At 55.6% G+C, this 15,620-nt stretch carries 16 protein-coding genes; 11 read left to right on the top strand and 5 right to left on the bottom strand.

The window, feature by feature from the left end; all coding sequences use genetic code 11:
* Positions 1 to 891: 891 nt before the first annotated feature.
* The 3 genes from SPHINGO391_RS20505 to SPHINGO391_RS20495 all read right to left on the bottom strand — a co-directional run bounded on the left by SPHINGO391_RS20505 (position 892) and on the right by SPHINGO391_RS20495 (position 2,537).
* Positions 892 to 1,623, bottom strand: a complete 732-nt coding sequence (locus SPHINGO391_RS20505; protein ID WP_152010583.1) for a hypothetical protein — start codon at positions 1,621 to 1,623, stop codon at positions 892 to 894.
* Positions 1,624 to 1,694: 71 nt separating this feature from the next.
* Positions 1,695 to 2,135: a hypothetical protein gene (locus SPHINGO391_RS20500; protein WP_152010582.1), complete on the bottom strand. Its 441-nt coding sequence runs from the start codon at positions 2,133 to 2,135 to the stop codon at positions 1,695 to 1,697.
* A gap of 12 nt (positions 2,136 to 2,147) precedes the next feature.
* A complete protein-coding gene (locus SPHINGO391_RS20495; RefSeq protein WP_152010581.1) occupies positions 2,148 to 2,537 on the bottom strand; it encodes a hypothetical protein in 390 nt (129 codons plus the stop codon).
* Between the two features lie 227 nt (positions 2,538 to 2,764).
* Here SPHINGO391_RS20495 and SPHINGO391_RS20490 point away from each other — a divergent pair, with 227 nt between their 5' ends.
* From SPHINGO391_RS20490 to SPHINGO391_RS20480, 3 genes are all read left to right on the top strand, one after another.
* Positions 2,765 to 3,349 (top strand): recombinase family protein, encoded by a 585-nt coding sequence (locus tag SPHINGO391_RS20490; protein ID WP_244615285.1) that lies wholly within the window; start codon positions 2,765 to 2,767, stop codon positions 3,347 to 3,349.
* A gap of 307 nt (positions 3,350 to 3,656) precedes the next feature.
* Complete coding sequence (locus SPHINGO391_RS20485; RefSeq protein WP_152010580.1) at positions 3,657 to 4,547, top strand: zincin-like metallopeptidase domain-containing protein; 891 nt, start codon at positions 3,657 to 3,659, stop codon at positions 4,545 to 4,547.
* 486 nt (positions 4,548 to 5,033) lie between these two features.
* Positions 5,034 to 5,642, top strand: coding sequence for a hypothetical protein (locus SPHINGO391_RS20480; RefSeq protein WP_152010579.1), 609 nt, complete (start codon positions 5,034 to 5,036; stop codon positions 5,640 to 5,642).
* 82 nt (positions 5,643 to 5,724) lie between these two features.
* Here SPHINGO391_RS20480 and SPHINGO391_RS20475 read toward each other — a convergent pair whose 3' ends face one another.
* Positions 5,725 to 5,937, bottom strand: a complete 213-nt coding sequence (locus SPHINGO391_RS20475) for a DNA-binding protein (RefSeq protein ID WP_152010578.1) — start codon at positions 5,935 to 5,937, stop codon at positions 5,725 to 5,727.
* Between the two features lie 395 nt (positions 5,938 to 6,332).
* On the opposite strand from SPHINGO391_RS20475, the gene SPHINGO391_RS20470 reads away from it, so the two are divergent.
* From SPHINGO391_RS20470 to SPHINGO391_RS20455, 4 genes are all read left to right on the top strand, one after another.
* Positions 6,333 to 6,761: a hypothetical protein gene (locus SPHINGO391_RS20470; protein ID WP_152010577.1), complete on the top strand. Its 429-nt coding sequence runs from the start codon at positions 6,333 to 6,335 to the stop codon at positions 6,759 to 6,761.
* Between the two features lie 401 nt (positions 6,762 to 7,162).
* Entirely contained in the window at positions 7,163 to 7,855 is a 693-nt protein-coding gene (locus tag SPHINGO391_RS20465; protein WP_152010576.1) for a ParA family protein, read from the top strand.
* Positions 7,852 to 8,196 (top strand): hypothetical protein, encoded by a 345-nt coding sequence (locus tag SPHINGO391_RS20460; protein ID WP_152010575.1) that lies wholly within the window; start codon positions 7,852 to 7,854, stop codon positions 8,194 to 8,196. Before SPHINGO391_RS20465 ends, SPHINGO391_RS20460 begins: the two co-directional genes overlap by 4 nt.
* Before the next feature lie 165 nt (positions 8,197 to 8,361).
* On the top strand, positions 8,362 to 9,600 hold the full coding sequence (locus tag SPHINGO391_RS20455) for a Fic family protein (protein ID WP_152010574.1): 1,239 nt from the start codon (positions 8,362 to 8,364) through the stop codon (positions 9,598 to 9,600).
* A 98-nt stretch (positions 9,601 to 9,698) separates the two neighbouring features.
* Here SPHINGO391_RS20455 and SPHINGO391_RS20450 read toward each other — a convergent pair whose 3' ends face one another.
* Positions 9,699 to 10,802 carry a site-specific integrase gene (locus SPHINGO391_RS20450; protein WP_152010573.1) on the bottom strand — a complete coding sequence of 368 codons (1,104 nt, stop codon included), beginning with the start codon at positions 10,800 to 10,802 and terminating at the stop codon, positions 9,699 to 9,701.
* Positions 10,803 to 11,810: 1,008 nt separating this feature from the next.
* On the opposite strand from SPHINGO391_RS20450, the gene SPHINGO391_RS20445 reads away from it, so the two are divergent.
* The 4 genes from SPHINGO391_RS20445 to SPHINGO391_RS20430 are packed head-to-tail and all read left to right on the top strand — an operon-like array spanning position 11,811 to position 15,547.
* On the top strand, positions 11,811 to 12,323 hold the full coding sequence (locus SPHINGO391_RS20445; protein WP_152010572.1) for a TRAP transporter small permease subunit: 513 nt from the start codon (positions 11,811 to 11,813) through the stop codon (positions 12,321 to 12,323).
* A complete protein-coding gene (locus SPHINGO391_RS20440) occupies positions 12,320 to 13,645 on the top strand; it encodes a TRAP transporter large permease (protein WP_193217360.1) in 1,326 nt (441 codons plus the stop codon). The genes SPHINGO391_RS20445 and SPHINGO391_RS20440 overlap by 4 nt, the downstream gene beginning before the upstream one ends.
* Positions 13,646 to 13,669: 24 nt before the next feature.
* The gene (locus tag SPHINGO391_RS20435) at positions 13,670 to 14,671 is read left to right on the top strand and encodes a TRAP transporter substrate-binding protein (RefSeq protein WP_152010570.1); all 1,002 of its coding nucleotides are present in this window, start codon (positions 13,670 to 13,672) and stop codon (positions 14,669 to 14,671) included.
* A 24-nt stretch (positions 14,672 to 14,695) separates the two neighbouring features.
* Positions 14,696 to 15,547, top strand: coding sequence for an amidohydrolase family protein (locus SPHINGO391_RS20430; protein ID WP_152010569.1), 852 nt, complete (start codon positions 14,696 to 14,698; stop codon positions 15,545 to 15,547).
* The last annotated feature ends 73 nt before the right edge of the window (positions 15,548 to 15,620 follow it).

Here is a 15,620-nt window from a genome sequence, read left to right as displayed (position 1 = left end):
AGGAGACCAGCTAATTTTCTCCGCGAGTACGACCGATCACGAAACGTCGGTTTTGAGCGGTACAGCGGATTGTCCCAATCCGATCCGAGCCGTCGGGGTCTGCCGACTTTTCTTCTCTGCCGCAGAAAACGGCTCTGTCGCGAATTCTTCGCTTACGTGACGGCTTATATATGCAGGATCCAGAGTGAGCTTCCTAAGTAAAACTGTCCGCATATTTTTTATGCGCGACAGGACTTACGAATGGCCACGGGTAGCTAATCAGTCTCACTGATACTAAAATTGTGTTGGGCTGTTTTGCCAGCGGCGTTGCTGGCACGCAATGTCACATTTTAGCGGTTGCCACCTGTGCCTGATAACAGAGCGTGAGGGCTTGTGCTGCTCGTCTCCTAGCGCTTGAAAGCAGTTTTACTTACCGAATTTATAGGCGTGTCGTGCAAATGGGAGACGAAGGCGCAGCCTTACTCTCCCCGCAAGGGACGGCTCTGCCTCTTCGCCCTTGCCCCCTCTCTATCCACTCTCGGCGATGCCAGGAGCCATGGCCTTTGCCATGCTCTTGTTTCACCTGCCGGGGTGTGAGGGGCTGTGACGCTTCCGCTGCGCGGGTGTCAGGTGCTTGTTTCTGGCCACCGGCATAAGGAAACAACGCCCACCGCAAATGGGCCAACCTCATGATTACGTTTTACAGCACTGAACTGTTTCGCGCTGGTTTTGCGGCCAGGCGACCCGCCCACTCGAACTGCCGCCCTTCGGGGCGGTTTGTTTTTTTGGAGTTTCTCTCTTTCTTTTGGTTGGTCAGACTGTCGTCCCTTGTACTCGGGTCAACCGGATGCCCGCTCCATATCCGTGTTACCGGTATGACCCTGCGCCAAAGCGACAACGGGCGTTTCTTCATCAACAAAAGGAGAAACGACCATGACAAAAACAAACACACCTCATCCTCGGGTTATTCGAGAGCCAGGTCAGCCCAAAACCTACCGCGTGCAGTTCGTGGAATGGGTGCTGTACGAAGACATCATCGAAGCCGGCAGCTCTGAAGAGGCCATTGACCTTGTGGACCGCAAGGTGGCCGAAAACGGTGTCGACGACCTGCGTGTCCGGGACAACGGCTTTGAAGAGTTCACAGCGACCTTGGAAAGCTGACTCACGCCCGATCGCATTGAGGGCGGCCGATTGGCCGCCCTCTTCTTTAGTCGAGGCGGTAGCCGACGAAATCGCCATGCGCGCCGATTCTTCTGCGTGGCATTCTGCCGAGAGCACCATGCCAGTCGCGCCGAACTGCTGCACATTCTGGAACACGCCGCATTTGGCTCGCGCGAAGCGCCGGCCGCGCGCAACAGCGTCCTCAATGGCTGGAACAAGCGGCGTGGCGTTGTCCCGCCTCCAAGCGGCCACTGCCCGGCTGAGCAGTGTCTGCCATGCCGCCTGCTCGCGTTTGTAGCATTCTGTCATACCCGAGAGACGATTGAGGGCATTCTCATTGTCGGATGCCCCAGCCAAGCAACGGTTGGCGATGAGGCCGATACATGACGCGTAGGCTTGAGTTTCCATCCTTGCGCCAAGGCACTGTACAAGCGCGTTCAACTCACCGTCTGACGCCTTGGCCGGTTCAGGTGAAGCCAGCATCCCGATTACCGCCGCGACCGCCAGAAACGTGCGCGGGGAAACATCCCGCGCACGGTTTTGAGACGAAGTCCTCATGGCTTCGGACCAAATTTCTGCGCCAGATCGCACGTGGCGATCGGCGGTATCAGATTGTGGAGCAGGCCTATGCGGTAGGTGTCTGACAGAATGCCTTCATCCACATGCAGCACCAGCAGCGTGTCGTGCTCCAGCCCCAGAATGCCGCCGCGCCATAGCACACGAAGAACACGGAAACGATCACCGCCTTGAGACCGGTTGGCAGCCAGATACTGTTCCAGTTTGCTCAACAAGGACGGGCTGGCAATGTCAGGCAACACCGAGGTCGCATCAGCAGCGCGCTCAAAACGACCATCCGGCCAGAAGCAGGATATGCCCAAGCGCCCCCACTCCGCTGCCTCCTCTTTCGATAGCTCCTGAGCGCTCACCGTGGCGCTCCCAGCCATAACAACCGTGAGCGCAAGTACAGCAGATCTTGTCAAATTTCGCTTGCTCATTGTCTGCCCTCCTCAGCCCATGTTCCGCATCACGTTCATCGAACGGCGATGCGTGAAGAACAGGATAATGGGGGCGATCACGCCAATGGCGGCGACGTACTGAAGTACCGTGAACATAACCCCGAACTTCGGGGTTGAACGCTGCACATTGATGTAAGCGGCCCAACCGCCTAGGCCCAGCCAGACAGCTACGAAAATCAGAAAGCTGGCTTGCGCTTGACTGTCAAACGAAGCCACCCATCCGGCGAAGCCAGAGAGCAGGGAAAGTAGGACAAGCGCGAACGTCCAGTTTCGGATCATGCCGAAACCATATTGTTCGATTGCCTGCCTTGCGACCTTCATGATGACGAATATCGTTCCCGCCACAATTGCAATCGGAATGATGACAGCGAGTGCTTCCATGTTAGTCCTCCATGTCGGACCGAAACGAGCACTCGCAAGAGCGGATGAAATGTGTCATCCTATTGGAGGCAATAGGGTTCCTTTTTGTCTATACATGGGTTGTTCTTTCCGGTTCCGGTTGAACTCTTTTGTATCAACGCACTAAGGGCCTATAAAACGACTGTTCGCTCAACGGCAAAAGGGAACCCTTTTGTCAAACTGAAAACGCCAGTTTTCCGCGAACTTTCATGCCTAAAACCACCAAAGAAAGACCCAGAATGCGTGTTGGTTACGCCCGTGTATCCACGGCGGAGCAGAGCCTTGATTTGCAACGCAATGCCCTGCGCCAAGCTGGCTGTGAGCGGATATTCGAGGATCATGGCGTCTCGGGCAGCGCCATGCACCGATCGGGGCTTGATGAAGCCTTAGCCGCCTTGGCCAAGAACGATACGCTCGTTGTCTGGCGACTGGATAGGCTAGGAAGGTCCCTGGTCCATCTCATTGATACGGTCAACCTGATTGCCGCCAAAGGCGCACATTTTCAGTCCCTGAATGAAGCCATCGATACCGCCTCATCCGGCGGACGGCTCGTCTTTCACATCATGGGTGCTCTTGCAGAATTCGAGCGTGCCCTTATCAGCGACCGCACCAAAGCTGGTATGGCCGCTGCGCGGCGTGCCGGTACCTCCATCGGCAGGCCGCGGGCTTTGACCCAGAAGCAGATTGAGTATGCCCGTGAGGCATTGGCGGAGCGTGGTGATGACCTGGGCACGCTGGCAGACCTGTTTGGTGTTCACCCGCGCACACTTGCCCGCGCCCTCGACAAGGCATGATGATCGTCACTTTGGAATCTGCGTTTTCCGACACTCAGGTTCTCTGACCCTTCCAGCGCGTTGATCCGTTGTTCTTGATACGCGGTGTCTAAGCGACTCAGCAGCCCGTCGCACAAGGCTCGTCGTCCGTTTTTCTCCCCGCTGACGCTTCCTCGCGAACACTGGGATTGCCACGGCAATCCGTTCCAGAAAGACAAACGTCTCCCCTCTCGACTTTCAGTCTCGCCGTTCGGTGTGCTCGCCGCCGGGTCGCTCTCTCCAGACCCCGTCGAACAACGCGCAACGCGCACATTGAAAGGAGAGAACCATGACCGACAAACAGAAAAAAGCAGATGTCTACACTCAAGTGACCAACACCATCATTGCCGCCATCGAGAAAGGCGCCGGCACCTTCCAGATGCCCTGGCATCAAACAGGCTCAACCCACATGTGCCCCGTGAACATCGATACCGGCAATGCCTATCGCGGCATCAACATCATCTCCCTTTGGGCCTCCGCCCAAGGCCAAGGCTTCACCGATGGCACCTGGGGCACCTACCGTCAGTGGCAGAACCAGGGCTGTCAGGTCCGCAAGGGCGAAAAGTCATCCCTCGTCATCTTCTACAAGGAGTATGAAGCGAAAGACGCATCCGACAATGAAGATCCGGCCGACAATCGCCGCTTTGCAGCTCGTGCATCCTACGTCTTCAATGCCGCTCAGGTTGACGGCTATGAGCCGGTCATCACCGAGACTCCCCCGGCCCAGCCGATCGAAACCCTCCAAGCGGTTGAGCGCTTCGTTCAGGCGACCGGCGCAGACATCCGCATCGGGGGCGAGCGCGCCTGTTACAGCCTTCTGTCCGATCATATCGAGATGCCCGACAAGGCGCTCTTCACCGGCAGCGCAACGAGCAGCGCGACCGAAAGCTGGTACAGCACATTGCTCCATGAGCTGACACACTGGACGGGTCACGCCAAACGCCTGGAGCGGATCAAGCCTATCGGCTCCAGGAAAGCGGACTACGCCCGCGAAGAACTTGTGGCCGAAATCGGTGCAGCGTTCCTATGCGCGGAGCTGGGCGTCACCCTTGAGCCGCGTGCCGACCATGCCGCTTATATCGATCACTGGCTGGAGCTCCTGCGCGAAGACAAGCGCGCCATCTTCAAGGCGTCCAGCGCAGCGTCCAAGGCAGTTGATTACCTCAAAGGGCTGCAATAGGCGGCCTGAAGTCTTATGCGAACAAAACACCCCCGCCAATGGCGGGGGTGTTACTCGATTAGGCATAATACGACCTGCTCATACACATGTTTCTATTGCATGTCGGAAAGATGGGGCGAAATTTTCTGAACTGTGAATTACCAAATCAACCTTTTTCGAATGACATACAAAATTGATGGAATTGATCCCAGAAATGCTAGAGGTATGAGCCAAACTATTTCGCTATTTGTTTTCAACAAGATGGCGATTGTAAAGGGTGTTGCTGAGGCAATGAACCAATGAGCACAGTTATTCATATCAAAATATGCTGACTGCGATGACTTCCAGATGGCTAAAGCCACGAATGGGACAAAACCTAAAACTATTTGAATTGTAGTTATTCCCGGATAAAGTATGCCAAGAAGGAGTGATAAAGCTATCCATAGCATGAAAAAGCTCCAGTACGTCTGAAAAGAAAAAACAGATTGATAGCAAGGATACAATATCATGGATAAAGAAAGAGAGCAAAGAATACTTCTTCTTGCTAATGAGATTAACAATTTCTATTCTGATATTTTGTATAAAAGAGTTGATAGCAAGGAAAAACTAGGATTATTATTAGGTAATATGTGCAGGGTATTTTCTTTTCATATGAGTAATGGTGATTTTGAACACCTTTTCTTCGATTCTCGAGCTTCTGGCGACGTAAACAAAATTCTAGGAGACGCATCGAATTTTCTGGATGCTCTTTCGCAGGAGCGTGAGATCTTACTGCAGGCTGGTATCAATACGCATCTTACGGATCATATAATCAGTTATTCCGTCTCAATTCGTGAGCAACTGATTTCAGAAAAATTTGAACCTGGCGCTTGTTTTGACGCAGTGAGAGAATTTAATGAAAAAATATGCTTTGCAGAACGTCAATTCATTAGTAATGCGGCGTTTCCTGAGGTCAAGGACAAATTTTTTCAAGGTTTTGCATTACTTCTAGGAGGTGCAATCTGGATAACGAATACAGTAGGAATTGTGAAAGGTGCTCAATTTGTTTCTATTTCTTATCCTATTTCAAATAGCATCATGCTCGGCGATGGGTTTCGCAAATTTTTTAAATGGTAATATATTCAATATTGAAACAGCCTCACCATTGCTGGTGAGGCTGTCCCTTTTTTAGGCTGCACACGGTCCCTGCAACTCGCTTTTAATGTTGGGTTGGGACAACACGGTGGCTATCCACCCACCTCGCAAATTCAAGACGATCAATCAAAATCTTGCGTGAGATTTTGAACACCGCCTTATTCAGCCCATTGGCATCTCTGTGAAAAAGATACCAACGAAGCATATCCTTGGTCATCCAAGGTGTCTCATCTACAAGTTGCTCGACAGTACGCAGTTCTCCATAGTTTGCAGCCATATGCCTGCATCCCTTTCAATTGGAAGAAAGAAAGATACAAAACGTCGCGATTGTGCCGCACTCTTTTCACTTGATCAATACCAAGGCGTCTCTACGCATCCATGCGTGACGGGCGCGTTTGTGTCCCCGTAGTCCTCTCCCCTGTCATTTGAAACGCGCTGTTTCTTATGACGGGATAGGAAACCTTGACCGGCCATGGTGCTGCAAGGCCACGTGTTGCTTTTCTCCCCGCCTGCGGCTTCCTCGCGAACACTGGGATTGCTGTTGCATCCGTTCCAGAAAAGCACCCCTTTGGCCTCTCCACATGCGTTGCGCCTGCCGGTGCGCCATGCCCTTCAAGGTTTCAGGTCTTTCCCGCGAAACAGCGCATTTTGCGCCAAATGAAGGAGAGAATCATGAACAAGACAACACCCCTCACACATGGCGGCTATCAGGCCGGCCACCCTTGGTACTACTATCTCGGTGGGCGAATTCCGCGCCTCAAGGAAATCCGGGATGCCGTCATCCAGTCCGGCTATCGCGGCTACATGGCTGAGCGTATCGACACTCTGGAAGCCCTTCCCGAGCCACGCCGCAGTGAGAAGCTTCGCACCTTGCGGGATGATGTGCGCGCCGAGTTGTACCGGGATATCCGTCGCTACCGCGTCGTCGCCCGCGCGCTCCGTTCCTATCGGCATGAGCAGGCAACCACGTCACCTGGCCATAGCTGCGATGACGTTCACACCGCGATGAGCTTGAAATACGCGCACATCTACAATGGGCTTGCCCATCTGCACGTGCTTGACGCGCTGCTTGGCAAACAGCCGGATCTGTTTGCCCTATGAATTGCCTAGGCGCTACCTAGCGCCTTCATAGGCAAATCCGTGTATCGGGATCGGCCGATTCATGCCGTGTCGCACGCGCCGGTAAGCTCAACATAGCCAAAACCATACCCAATTATACCCAATAATACCCGATCGGTGATACTCTCTCTGCGGCACCACGGCCCCGCTGCCGAGTGGCGCGCCCTAGCGCCTACCTATGCGATACCTATTGAATAGCTAGGCGCAACCTAGCCCCTAACTAGGGACTGCCTAGGGACTAACTCGCCACTACCAAGCCGCTATCTATTGCAAATATATCACCTAGCTAGCGGCTATCTGTCGGCTAGGTATGTGTCAGTCATCGCTTACGCTTGCTATGCGAGGCAGATGTGCGGTGCAATAAAGGCAGGAGGAAGAAACTCATGCCAATTATCGTATTCGCAAACTCTAAAGGTGGTGTCGGAAAATCCACATCCGCCGTTGTGCTCGCACAGGTGCTTGCCAAGCGGGGTGCCAGTGTCGCCTTGATCGACGCCGACCCCAACCAACCCCTCGCGGCCTGGAAAAACCGTGACCCGGCCCGCGTGCCCGCAAACCTCGCGCTGATCGCAGGGGTGTCCGAGCACTCTATTGTCGACGCCATTGATGACGCCGTCGAAAAACATGCCTTCGTAATTGTGGACTTGGAGGGGAGCGCCAACATGGCCGTCTCCTACGCCATCGGCCGCGCCGACATCGTGCTTGTGCCGATGCAGGGCAGCCAGCTGGACGCCGACCAGTCCTGTCGGGTTATTGACCTGATACGCCGCGAGGAAAAGGCTTTTCGCCGTGACATCCCTTACGCGGTGTTTTTTACCCGCACCAGTGCGGCCATCCGGTCCCGTGATCTGGCCCACATCCAAAAGGATCTGGCTACGGCAGATATTCCCGTTTTGCCGGTTGAACTCACCGAACGCGCTGCCTTCCGCGCCATCATGCAGCTTGGCGGGACACTCTACGATCTGACCCCCGAGGAAGTCTCCAGGCCTGAAGCCGCCATCGAGAACGCCGAAGCCTTCGGACGGGCGGTTCTCTCGGTTCTGAGCGAGAACACCAAAGAGGAGGCCGCCGCATGACCCGCGAACGACCCAAGACATTCGCTCCGGCGGCAGATCCGCTGAGCAATCTGGCCGACTTCCAACCTAAAATCGTGCGCGCAAAACCTGATCTGAAAGAAGCCGAAAAAGTCGCGGCTGAAAGCGGATTCACCGCCCGACAAGGGCAGGGGGCTCCCGCGCCCGAGAAAAAAGTCATTGATGCGCGCAGCCTCCGAAAGACAGCCCGCACAACACAGCTCAATATCAGCGTATCCCCAGGGACCAAGGAGAAGTTCTGGGACTATGCGATGGCGCAGAACTGCGAGACGGGAGAGGATGCGCTCTTGATGCTCCTGGATCGCATCAAAAGTGCCTTATAAGGCACCTGAGAAGCTTGGAGCGGTCCGCTGGTATCCTTGCAAATTTAAAGTCTGATTTTAAAATTGCAAGGATAACGCATGTTCGGGAAGCGGACATGCAAGCGGACATTTAACCGGTCATGAATTCACTCGGAAAATGAAATTATTTATGATATAAAGACACTTATGACAATTGAGAATGCGGACAAACAAGCGGACATTAACCCGGCAGGTTCCAGCACTGGGCTCATGGAGCCCATGCTGGTGTCTGAGGGGAGTCGTCGGCGCGAAGATCTCGCCGATCTTGCTGTGGAACTCGCATCAGCCTCAGCGGCCTTTCGCGCCCAACTTCCGTCAAGCATCGTATCCGCGCTAGCCGGACTCGTCCGCTCCATGAATTGCTATTACAGCAACCTCATTGAAGGTCACAACACTCATCCCATCGATATTGAACGCGCGCTTAACAACGACTACAGCACAGATCCTGAAAAGCGCGATCTTCAGCTCGAAGCAAAAGCCCATATCATTGTCCAGCGATGGATTGACAACGGCGCTGGACGTGGGCGGGTAGCGCAACCGGAATTTCTTTGTGAGATGCACCGACTATTTTGCGAAGAACTCCCCGAATCCCTTCTTTTCGTTGAAGACCCCAAGACTGGCGAGCGATTTCCCGTCGTGCCAGGCGAATTGAGAAAACGCCACGTCCAAGTCGGCCGACATATCGCTATCCATCCCGATGACGTGCCACGCTTTCTGGCGCGTTTCGAACAGGCTTATGACAAATTGAGCCGAACTGCCTCGATCATCGCCATGGCTGCTGCCCATCACCGTCTGCTCTGGATACACCCGTTTCTTGACGGAAATGGTCGTGTTGCACGCTTGATGTCTCATGCCATGCTTCTCGAAACGCTCGATACCGGCGGTATCTGGTCCGTTGCACGCGGATTGGCGCGCAATGAAAAAGAATACAAAATTCACTTGGCTAACTGCGACTTGCCAAAGCGCAACGACCTCGATGGGCGCGGGACGCTGAGCGAAGAGGCATTGATAGCATTCACAGCGTTCTTCCTGAAAACTTGTCTGGATCAAGTCAACTTCATGCGCACCCTCGTAGAGCCTGAAGCCTTGCGTAAACGCATTGCACAATGGGCAGAGAAGAAAACCAAGGAGGGTGAGCTTCCCGCAAAAGCAAGGCTCGTTCTGGAAGCTATTCTGTACCGAGGAGAATTGCCGCGCGGTGATGTGCCTGGGCTTGTCGGGCTCACAGAAAGGCAAGCGCGACGAATTACCAGCGCACTCCTGGATATGGATGTGATCGAATCCGACGGGCCGAAAGCCCCGTTGAAAATGTCATTCCCAGCCAAGCTTGCACATGAGTGGATGCCAGGCCTCTTTCCCGAAAAGCCATCAGATGACGTCGCATAAACAGGGCGTGAGATCCCCTTACGCCCTATTTATGGAACAGATTCGCGGAATACGGTTCTTCCGAACAACGCGAACTGCGATGAGGAAATCCTGCCCCCCTAGGTCATAATCTGCCGGTCAATCCTCTCGGCCAGCTTTGACTTGTGACCCTCTGACAGATGCGCGTACCGGCGCACCATCTGAAGGGTCTTGTGGCCCAGCATGTCGGCAATCTCCAGGAGGCTTGCCCCCTGCATCGCCAAATAGCTGGCAGTGGAATGCCTCAGGTCATGGAAGCGGAAATTTTGCACGCCAGAGGCCGTGAGCGCGTTCTCCCATGCTTTTCTGATATCTACTGGAGCTAGGAGGTCACGGCGCGGGAAAAGCCATCTCACGTCCGTTTCTGGCGCGATTTCATCGTAACGCTCATTCACCCACGCGATGTGGTCAGCGAGGATATCCCGCAAATGTCCGACAATCGGCACCGACCGCGTTTCCCCGTTCTTCGTATCCCGCAGAATGGCAACCCCACGCGCCAGATTGACGTCTGCTAGGCTTAACCCAAGGATCTCGCCTTTGCGTGCGCCCGTTGACAGCGCGAAAATCACAATCGGATAAAGCTGCGTGTTGGGACTGATGCGGCATTCATGGAGGAGGGACGCGCGCTCATCATCCGCAAGATAGCGGTCCCGCTCATTGCGGATGCGCGTCACCCGATCGACCCCGCTCATGGGGTTGCTCCCGAGCCAACCCCAGTTCTGGGCGCTCTTCAGCGCAACCTCCAATGTGTCCCGGTAATGCTTCAGCGTCTTGCGGCTCTTCGGCCGGGCTTCCTTCCCCTTGATACGCTGATCCGGGGTTTCAGACAGCTTTCGCATTTCATCGGCGATCAGGTCAGGCGTGATATAAGACAGCGCGAAACGGCCAAGGGCTTCCCGCCAATATCTCAGATAGGTCTGAGCGGCGCGCTGAGTGCTTTTGGCGAGGTGGGGAAGGGTATCACGCTCATAGCGATCTAAAACGTCTGAAAATGTCTTACGCTTCGCCGCTGCATTGATAGGCCGATGAGAACCATCTCGGATCTCGGCTTCTGTGCGCGATGCCCAGAGTTTGGCATCCGTCAGACGCCGGAAGGTCTTCTTCTGTCGTGGATATCCCGCAAGCCGAATATCCACCAGATACACCGTTCCGTCTTTGCGTTCGCGCTTCTCAATTGTTGCCACTGCCGCCTCCACCTCATGCCCCTGGACCATCGGGACATTTCAACCTGAAGGGCTGAAAAATCCGCCTTAGGGGCACTTTAGGGGCACAAATATCCGACAAAACACAACGCTGGTCAATACCGTCCAACACATTGTTCCTGATTAAACCATTGAATTATTTATTTTAAATAATTGGCGTGTGTTGAGGAAGGTAGCCGTACAATGGGCTCATAACCTGAAGGTCGCAGGTTCAAATCCTGCCCCCGCAACCAAATCACCCAAATTACCAAGTAATATGTTCAGCCAGCGTCGCTGGCGCGGAAGCTCCGCTTCCGCTGGCGAGGTAGCTCCTCGCGCTATGCGCCATAACCTGAAATCCTCTCGGCGGTTGATGCGCAATGAAATAGTGAATCAGCGGGTCTCGGCTATTCCCTTATATAAATAAACGAGTTCTCGATCGCACGGCTGCACAGCCTCGGCGTTCAATTCCTGATTTGTATCAGCTCGATCCAGGGTGCGATTGTCGACTACGGAGAGCGCCACCGAGCTGGGCTCCGCGTTGCCACGACCCGCGCTGAGTCGGCAGTGAATTCCCTGGTCGGTAAGCGGATGGTGAAAAGCAGCAGATGCGGTGGTCGTTGCACGGTGTGACTATGCTCATGCAGGCTTAAACTGCAGAGGCAAATGGCGACCTTCGAGATCGATTGCGGGAACCTTTTAGACAGCTGCAGCGAACGTGGTACCGCTATCCAAAGCAAAACCGCCCCTCTTGCGTACCGCCTATTCCCAGTGACGTTACCGGTCTCAGTTTATCAGAACTTAGACGCCTTCATGGAGCTCTACTTCTGTCCCGGCAGTGATCACAAACGAAAAATTCCAGCTTCATACGGTACACTTTGGCGGGGGAACATCAGAATCACGCGAGAGGGCATCGCGCACTTTTATACAAATATCCTATATAATTAAGTGGATATGGTTTCATTCCGACCAGAGCTTTACGGTCATTCTCATTCGCACGGAGACGGCTAGATGAGTTTGGTATCAGCAGCAAAGTATCTGGATGTCGCCCTGGCAGGGATCGAAGACGGATTGATCGTCGTTCTTTCACTGGCCGCACTTGCACTCGGGGTGATGCAGGTCACTCTGCGCTACGTCTTCAATACTGGATATGAGTGGAACGAAGCCGCGTTCGTGCTCGTCACCATCACCGCCATGTTGACGGCGGGGGTGAGAGCTGTCCGTGAAGACCGTCACATCAGCGTCGACATTCTTCCCTCCATTGCCCCGCAACCGGTCGCAGCCATCATGAATGTCACGGCGGTTCTGGCATCACTCGGCCTCTGCGTGTTTTTGGCATGGTGCGGATGGCTTTTTGTCGGATTTGCCAGGATGATGGATACGGCGTCGCCCGAGACCGGGATAAAAGACTGGATCGTCTATTCGATCATGCCCACGATGATGTGCCTATTTGCGTTGCGCTATATCATCCGGCTGATCATCGGAGTGCAGAGCAAGCCTTCCCATGAGGAAGGTGCATCGTGACCATTCTCCTTCTTGTCGTCGCGTTTTTCCTGCTCATTGCCATCGGGGCGCCGGTTGCCGTTGCGCTTGGCGGATCCGTGGTCGTCACATCATTGCTGCTCGATCCGATCCCGCTTGCGATCATCGGGCAGAAGGCATTTGCCAACCTCGATCATTTCTCCTTGATGGCGGTGCCATTCTTCTTCCTCGCGAGTGCGCTGATGGACACAGGCGGGCTGGTTCGCCGCCTGATCGCCTTCGCAAACGCCTTCGTCGGTCATTTCACCGGGGGACTCGGCATTACCACGGTCCTGAGCTGTGTGTTCTTTGCCGCGATTTCCGGATCGAGCCCGGCGACGGTCGCAGGCGTCGGACGTATCATGTACCCGGCGCTTATCCGGGACGGTTACACAAGCCGCTATGCGCTTGGGGCCCTGGCCACCGCCGGTTCGATCGGCATCCTGATCCCGCCATCGATCCCGTTGATTATCTACGGCTTCGTCACCGAGACCTCAGTCACCCGGCTGTTTCTCGCCGGTGTCATCCCGGGCGTGATATATGCGCTGGGCATGGTGTTTATGGCGGCGCTTCTGGCCCGGCACTCCGACGCTCCCCGCCACAGCCGGATGCCCTGGACGGAGCGTGCCAGAGTGACCCGCAGCGCCCTGCCAGCCCTGATGCTGCCGGTGATGATCTTCATCGGGATCTACGGTTTGCCGGCCTTCGAGTTCGGACCGATCGCGAGCGACGGCGGAGCCATCTTCACGCCCACCGAAGCTGCCGTCATGGCCATGTTGCTGGCGATTGTCATCGGCATGTTTGTCTATCGCGAACTCTCGCCGCGCGACCTGTTCCGCACGATCGCCGATACCGCGCCGTCGGTCGGCATGATCTTCTTCATCACCACCAACGCGCTTCTGTTCGCCTTCTTCATCACCAAGATTGGCGTCCCTGCAGCCGTGACACGGATGATCGTGGACCTTGGCCTCGAGCAATGGCAGTTCCTGCTGCTGGTCAATGTGCTGTTCCTGATCGTCGGATTCTTTCTCGAAGGTGTGCCGACCATTCTGATGTTCGTGCCCGTACTCTTTCCCACGGCCGTGGCGATGGGCGTCAATCCTGTGCATTTCGGCATCATCGTCATCGTCAACATCGAGCTTGGCCTCGTCACACCGCCGGTCGGCCTCAACCTTTTCGTGGCGTCAGGCGTTTCCGGCAGGCCGGTCCTTGAGGTTTTCAGAGGCGCTCTGCCCTGGATGGCCGTGACCATCTGCGTGCTGATGCTGGTGACGTTCATACCGCAACTCTCACTGTTTCTGCCCGAGCTGGTGTTCGGCAAGTAGAGATCAATTGAAGGAGGAGATACCATGAGAAAACTGTTGCTATCGATCATGTGCAGCGCCGCCATGCTGGTCGGTGTTCATCAAGCCAACGCTGCCGACAGGATCATCCTGTCCAATGATACCAGCGCGCTGAACCTGAAAGGCCAGACCTTCGAAGTTCTGGCAAAGGAACTCAAGGAGCGGCTCGGTGACACGGCCGCGGTGGATGTGTTCCACTCCGGCGCACTGCTCGACCAGAAGACACAGATCCAGGGCCTTCAGCTCGGTTCAGCGACGTTCGTTGCCCCGACATCCGGCATCTATTCGCCACTGGCGGCCGGTCTCAACGCTCTCACGCTGCCATTCCTGCTGACCTCCAGCGAAATGGTCAATACAGCGTGGAACGACCCGGTCGTGCGCGAGGCCTTCGTACCGGAATTGCGCAAGAAGAACATCGAGCCGGTCGCGATCTGGCTGTCGGGGCAGCGTGAGCTGAGCTATCGCGGAAGCAAGCCGATCCTCACGCCCGAAGACATGAAGGGTGTTAAGATACGGGTTCAGTCGGTGCCCTCGGATATCGAGGCATTCAAGGCGGTTGGTGCGAATGTCATCAGCATGGCCTGGGGCGAGGTGGCTTCTGCCCTGCAGCAGGGCGTCATCGATGCGGTTGAACCCACGCCGATGTCGCTTGACAGTGCGGGCATGGTGGAGGTGATCGACCAGATGACCCGTATCGGCTACCAGTACGCGTTCTACATTGTCGGCGCCAACAAGACCTGGTGGGATGGCCTCTCCGACGCGGATCGCGCTTCCGTCCAGGAAGCCCTGGAAGTGGCCAATGCCTTTAACTGGGAAAACGCCGCCAAGGAGAACGAGGCCGCCTATGCCAAGATCCGGGATGCGGGCAAGACGATCCACGAACTGACGCCGGAACAACTGGCCCAGTGGAAGGAAAAGATGCAGCCGGTGTGGGATGAGTTTGGAAGCGAACTTGTCGGTCAGGACGCAATGAACCGGTTGATCGAGATTTCCTCGGGCAACCAGTGATCCGCATGAACCGGTAAGCCTTTCATGCGCTGTGACAGCCACGTTCACGTAGTTGCCCCGGTATCGGAGTGCGCCCAGACCCCCGGGCGTACCTTTCTTGCCGAACCGGCGCCGCTGCAAACCCTTGTCGAGAACGGAAGACCGCATGGCATTGATCATTTCGTGATCACCCAGCCAAGCTTCTACGGCACTGACAACAGTGTTCTGCTCGATGCGCTTGACAGGCTGGAAGGTCGCGGCAGCGGTGTGGCCACATCTGCCGCCGGCATCTCAGACGAGCAACTTGAAGACTGGCGGTCCCGGGGCGTCTCGGGGCTACGCGTCAATCTCTACAGCCCGGCTGCGATGAATGTCGGAGAAGGCAGCGACGATCTCGAGGCGGTGGCATCGATCGCCAGGCGGCACGGGTTTCATGTCGAGATCATCGCACCCTTGCCGGTGCTCGCGGCGCGCTCCGACGCGATCGCAGGCCTGCCCGTCGCCTGCGTCATCGATCACTACGGGTTGTTCGGAAGGGCCCGCCCCGATGATGCCGAAGCACGCATTCTGTTTGATCTGATGAGGGACGAGCACCTGTGGATGAAGCTTTCCTCGCCCTACCGGCATCCGGATCACCCCCTGAGCATCGAGCCTGACCGCGAATGGCTCGATGCCTTTCTCGACATCTGCCCGGACCGCTGTGTCTGGGGCAGCGACTGGCCGCATCCGCCTCCCCACGATGAACACAGGGGTCCCGATGCGGTCGTTGCCTGGCGTTCGCTGTCTTATTCGGGACTGCTGGAGCGGTTCATTGATGCCGTCGGCTCGGACGCACTTGTCGATCAGATCATGTGGGAAAATCCCGCGCGCCTTTATGGGTGGTCGCGGGAAGAATAGCCCGCAGGGTCCTGCAGCCGCAGCAGTATGACCATACCGCAATCGGTGATCAACGCTGAAGCTGTACCCGGCT

Source organism: Hoeflea sp. EC-HK425 (assembly GCF_902498795.1).
Lineage (GTDB): Bacteria > Pseudomonadota > Alphaproteobacteria > Rhizobiales > Rhizobiaceae > Hoeflea > Hoeflea alexandrii.
Note: the sequence above shows the minus strand (reverse complement) of the source record. Positions and strands in the feature narration are given on the sequence as shown.

Excerpts from the sequence above, each read along its gene's own strand:
- SPHINGO391_RS20490 (WP_244615285.1), top strand. The coding sequence starts at position 2,765 with ATGCCTAAAACCACCAAAGAAAGACCCAGAATGCGTGTTGGTTACGCC.
- SPHINGO391_RS20460 (WP_152010575.1), top strand. The coding sequence starts at position 7,852 with ATGACCCGCGAACGACCCAAGACATTCGCTCCGGCGGCAGATCCGCTG.
- SPHINGO391_RS20465 (WP_152010576.1), top strand. The coding sequence starts at position 7,163 with ATGCCAATTATCGTATTCGCAAACTCTAAAGGTGGTGTCGGAAAATCC.
- SPHINGO391_RS20445 (WP_152010572.1), top strand. The coding sequence starts at position 11,811 with ATGAGTTTGGTATCAGCAGCAAAGTATCTGGATGTCGCCCTGGCAGGG.
- SPHINGO391_RS20470 (WP_152010577.1), top strand. The coding sequence starts at position 6,333 with ATGAACAAGACAACACCCCTCACACATGGCGGCTATCAGGCCGGCCAC.
- SPHINGO391_RS20500 (WP_152010582.1), bottom strand. The coding sequence starts at position 2,135 with ATGAGCAAGCGAAATTTGACAAGATCTGCTGTACTTGCGCTCACGGTT.
- SPHINGO391_RS20475 (WP_152010578.1), bottom strand. The coding sequence starts at position 5,937 with ATGGCTGCAAACTATGGAGAACTGCGTACTGTCGAGCAACTTGTAGAT.
- SPHINGO391_RS20455 (WP_152010574.1), top strand. The coding sequence starts at position 8,362 with ATGACAATTGAGAATGCGGACAAACAAGCGGACATTAACCCGGCAGGT.
- SPHINGO391_RS20485 (WP_152010580.1), top strand. The coding sequence starts at position 3,657 with ATGACCGACAAACAGAAAAAAGCAGATGTCTACACTCAAGTGACCAAC.
- SPHINGO391_RS20480 (WP_152010579.1), top strand. The coding sequence starts at position 5,034 with ATGGATAAAGAAAGAGAGCAAAGAATACTTCTTCTTGCTAATGAGATT.
- SPHINGO391_RS20505 (WP_152010583.1), bottom strand. The coding sequence starts at position 1,623 with ATGCTGGCTTCACCTGAACCGGCCAAGGCGTCAGACGGTGAGTTGAAC.
- SPHINGO391_RS20435 (WP_152010570.1), top strand. The coding sequence starts at position 13,670 with ATGAGAAAACTGTTGCTATCGATCATGTGCAGCGCCGCCATGCTGGTC.
- SPHINGO391_RS20495 (WP_152010581.1), bottom strand. The coding sequence starts at position 2,537 with ATGGAAGCACTCGCTGTCATCATTCCGATTGCAATTGTGGCGGGAACG.
- SPHINGO391_RS20430 (WP_152010569.1), top strand. The coding sequence starts at position 14,696 with ATGCGCTGTGACAGCCACGTTCACGTAGTTGCCCCGGTATCGGAGTGC.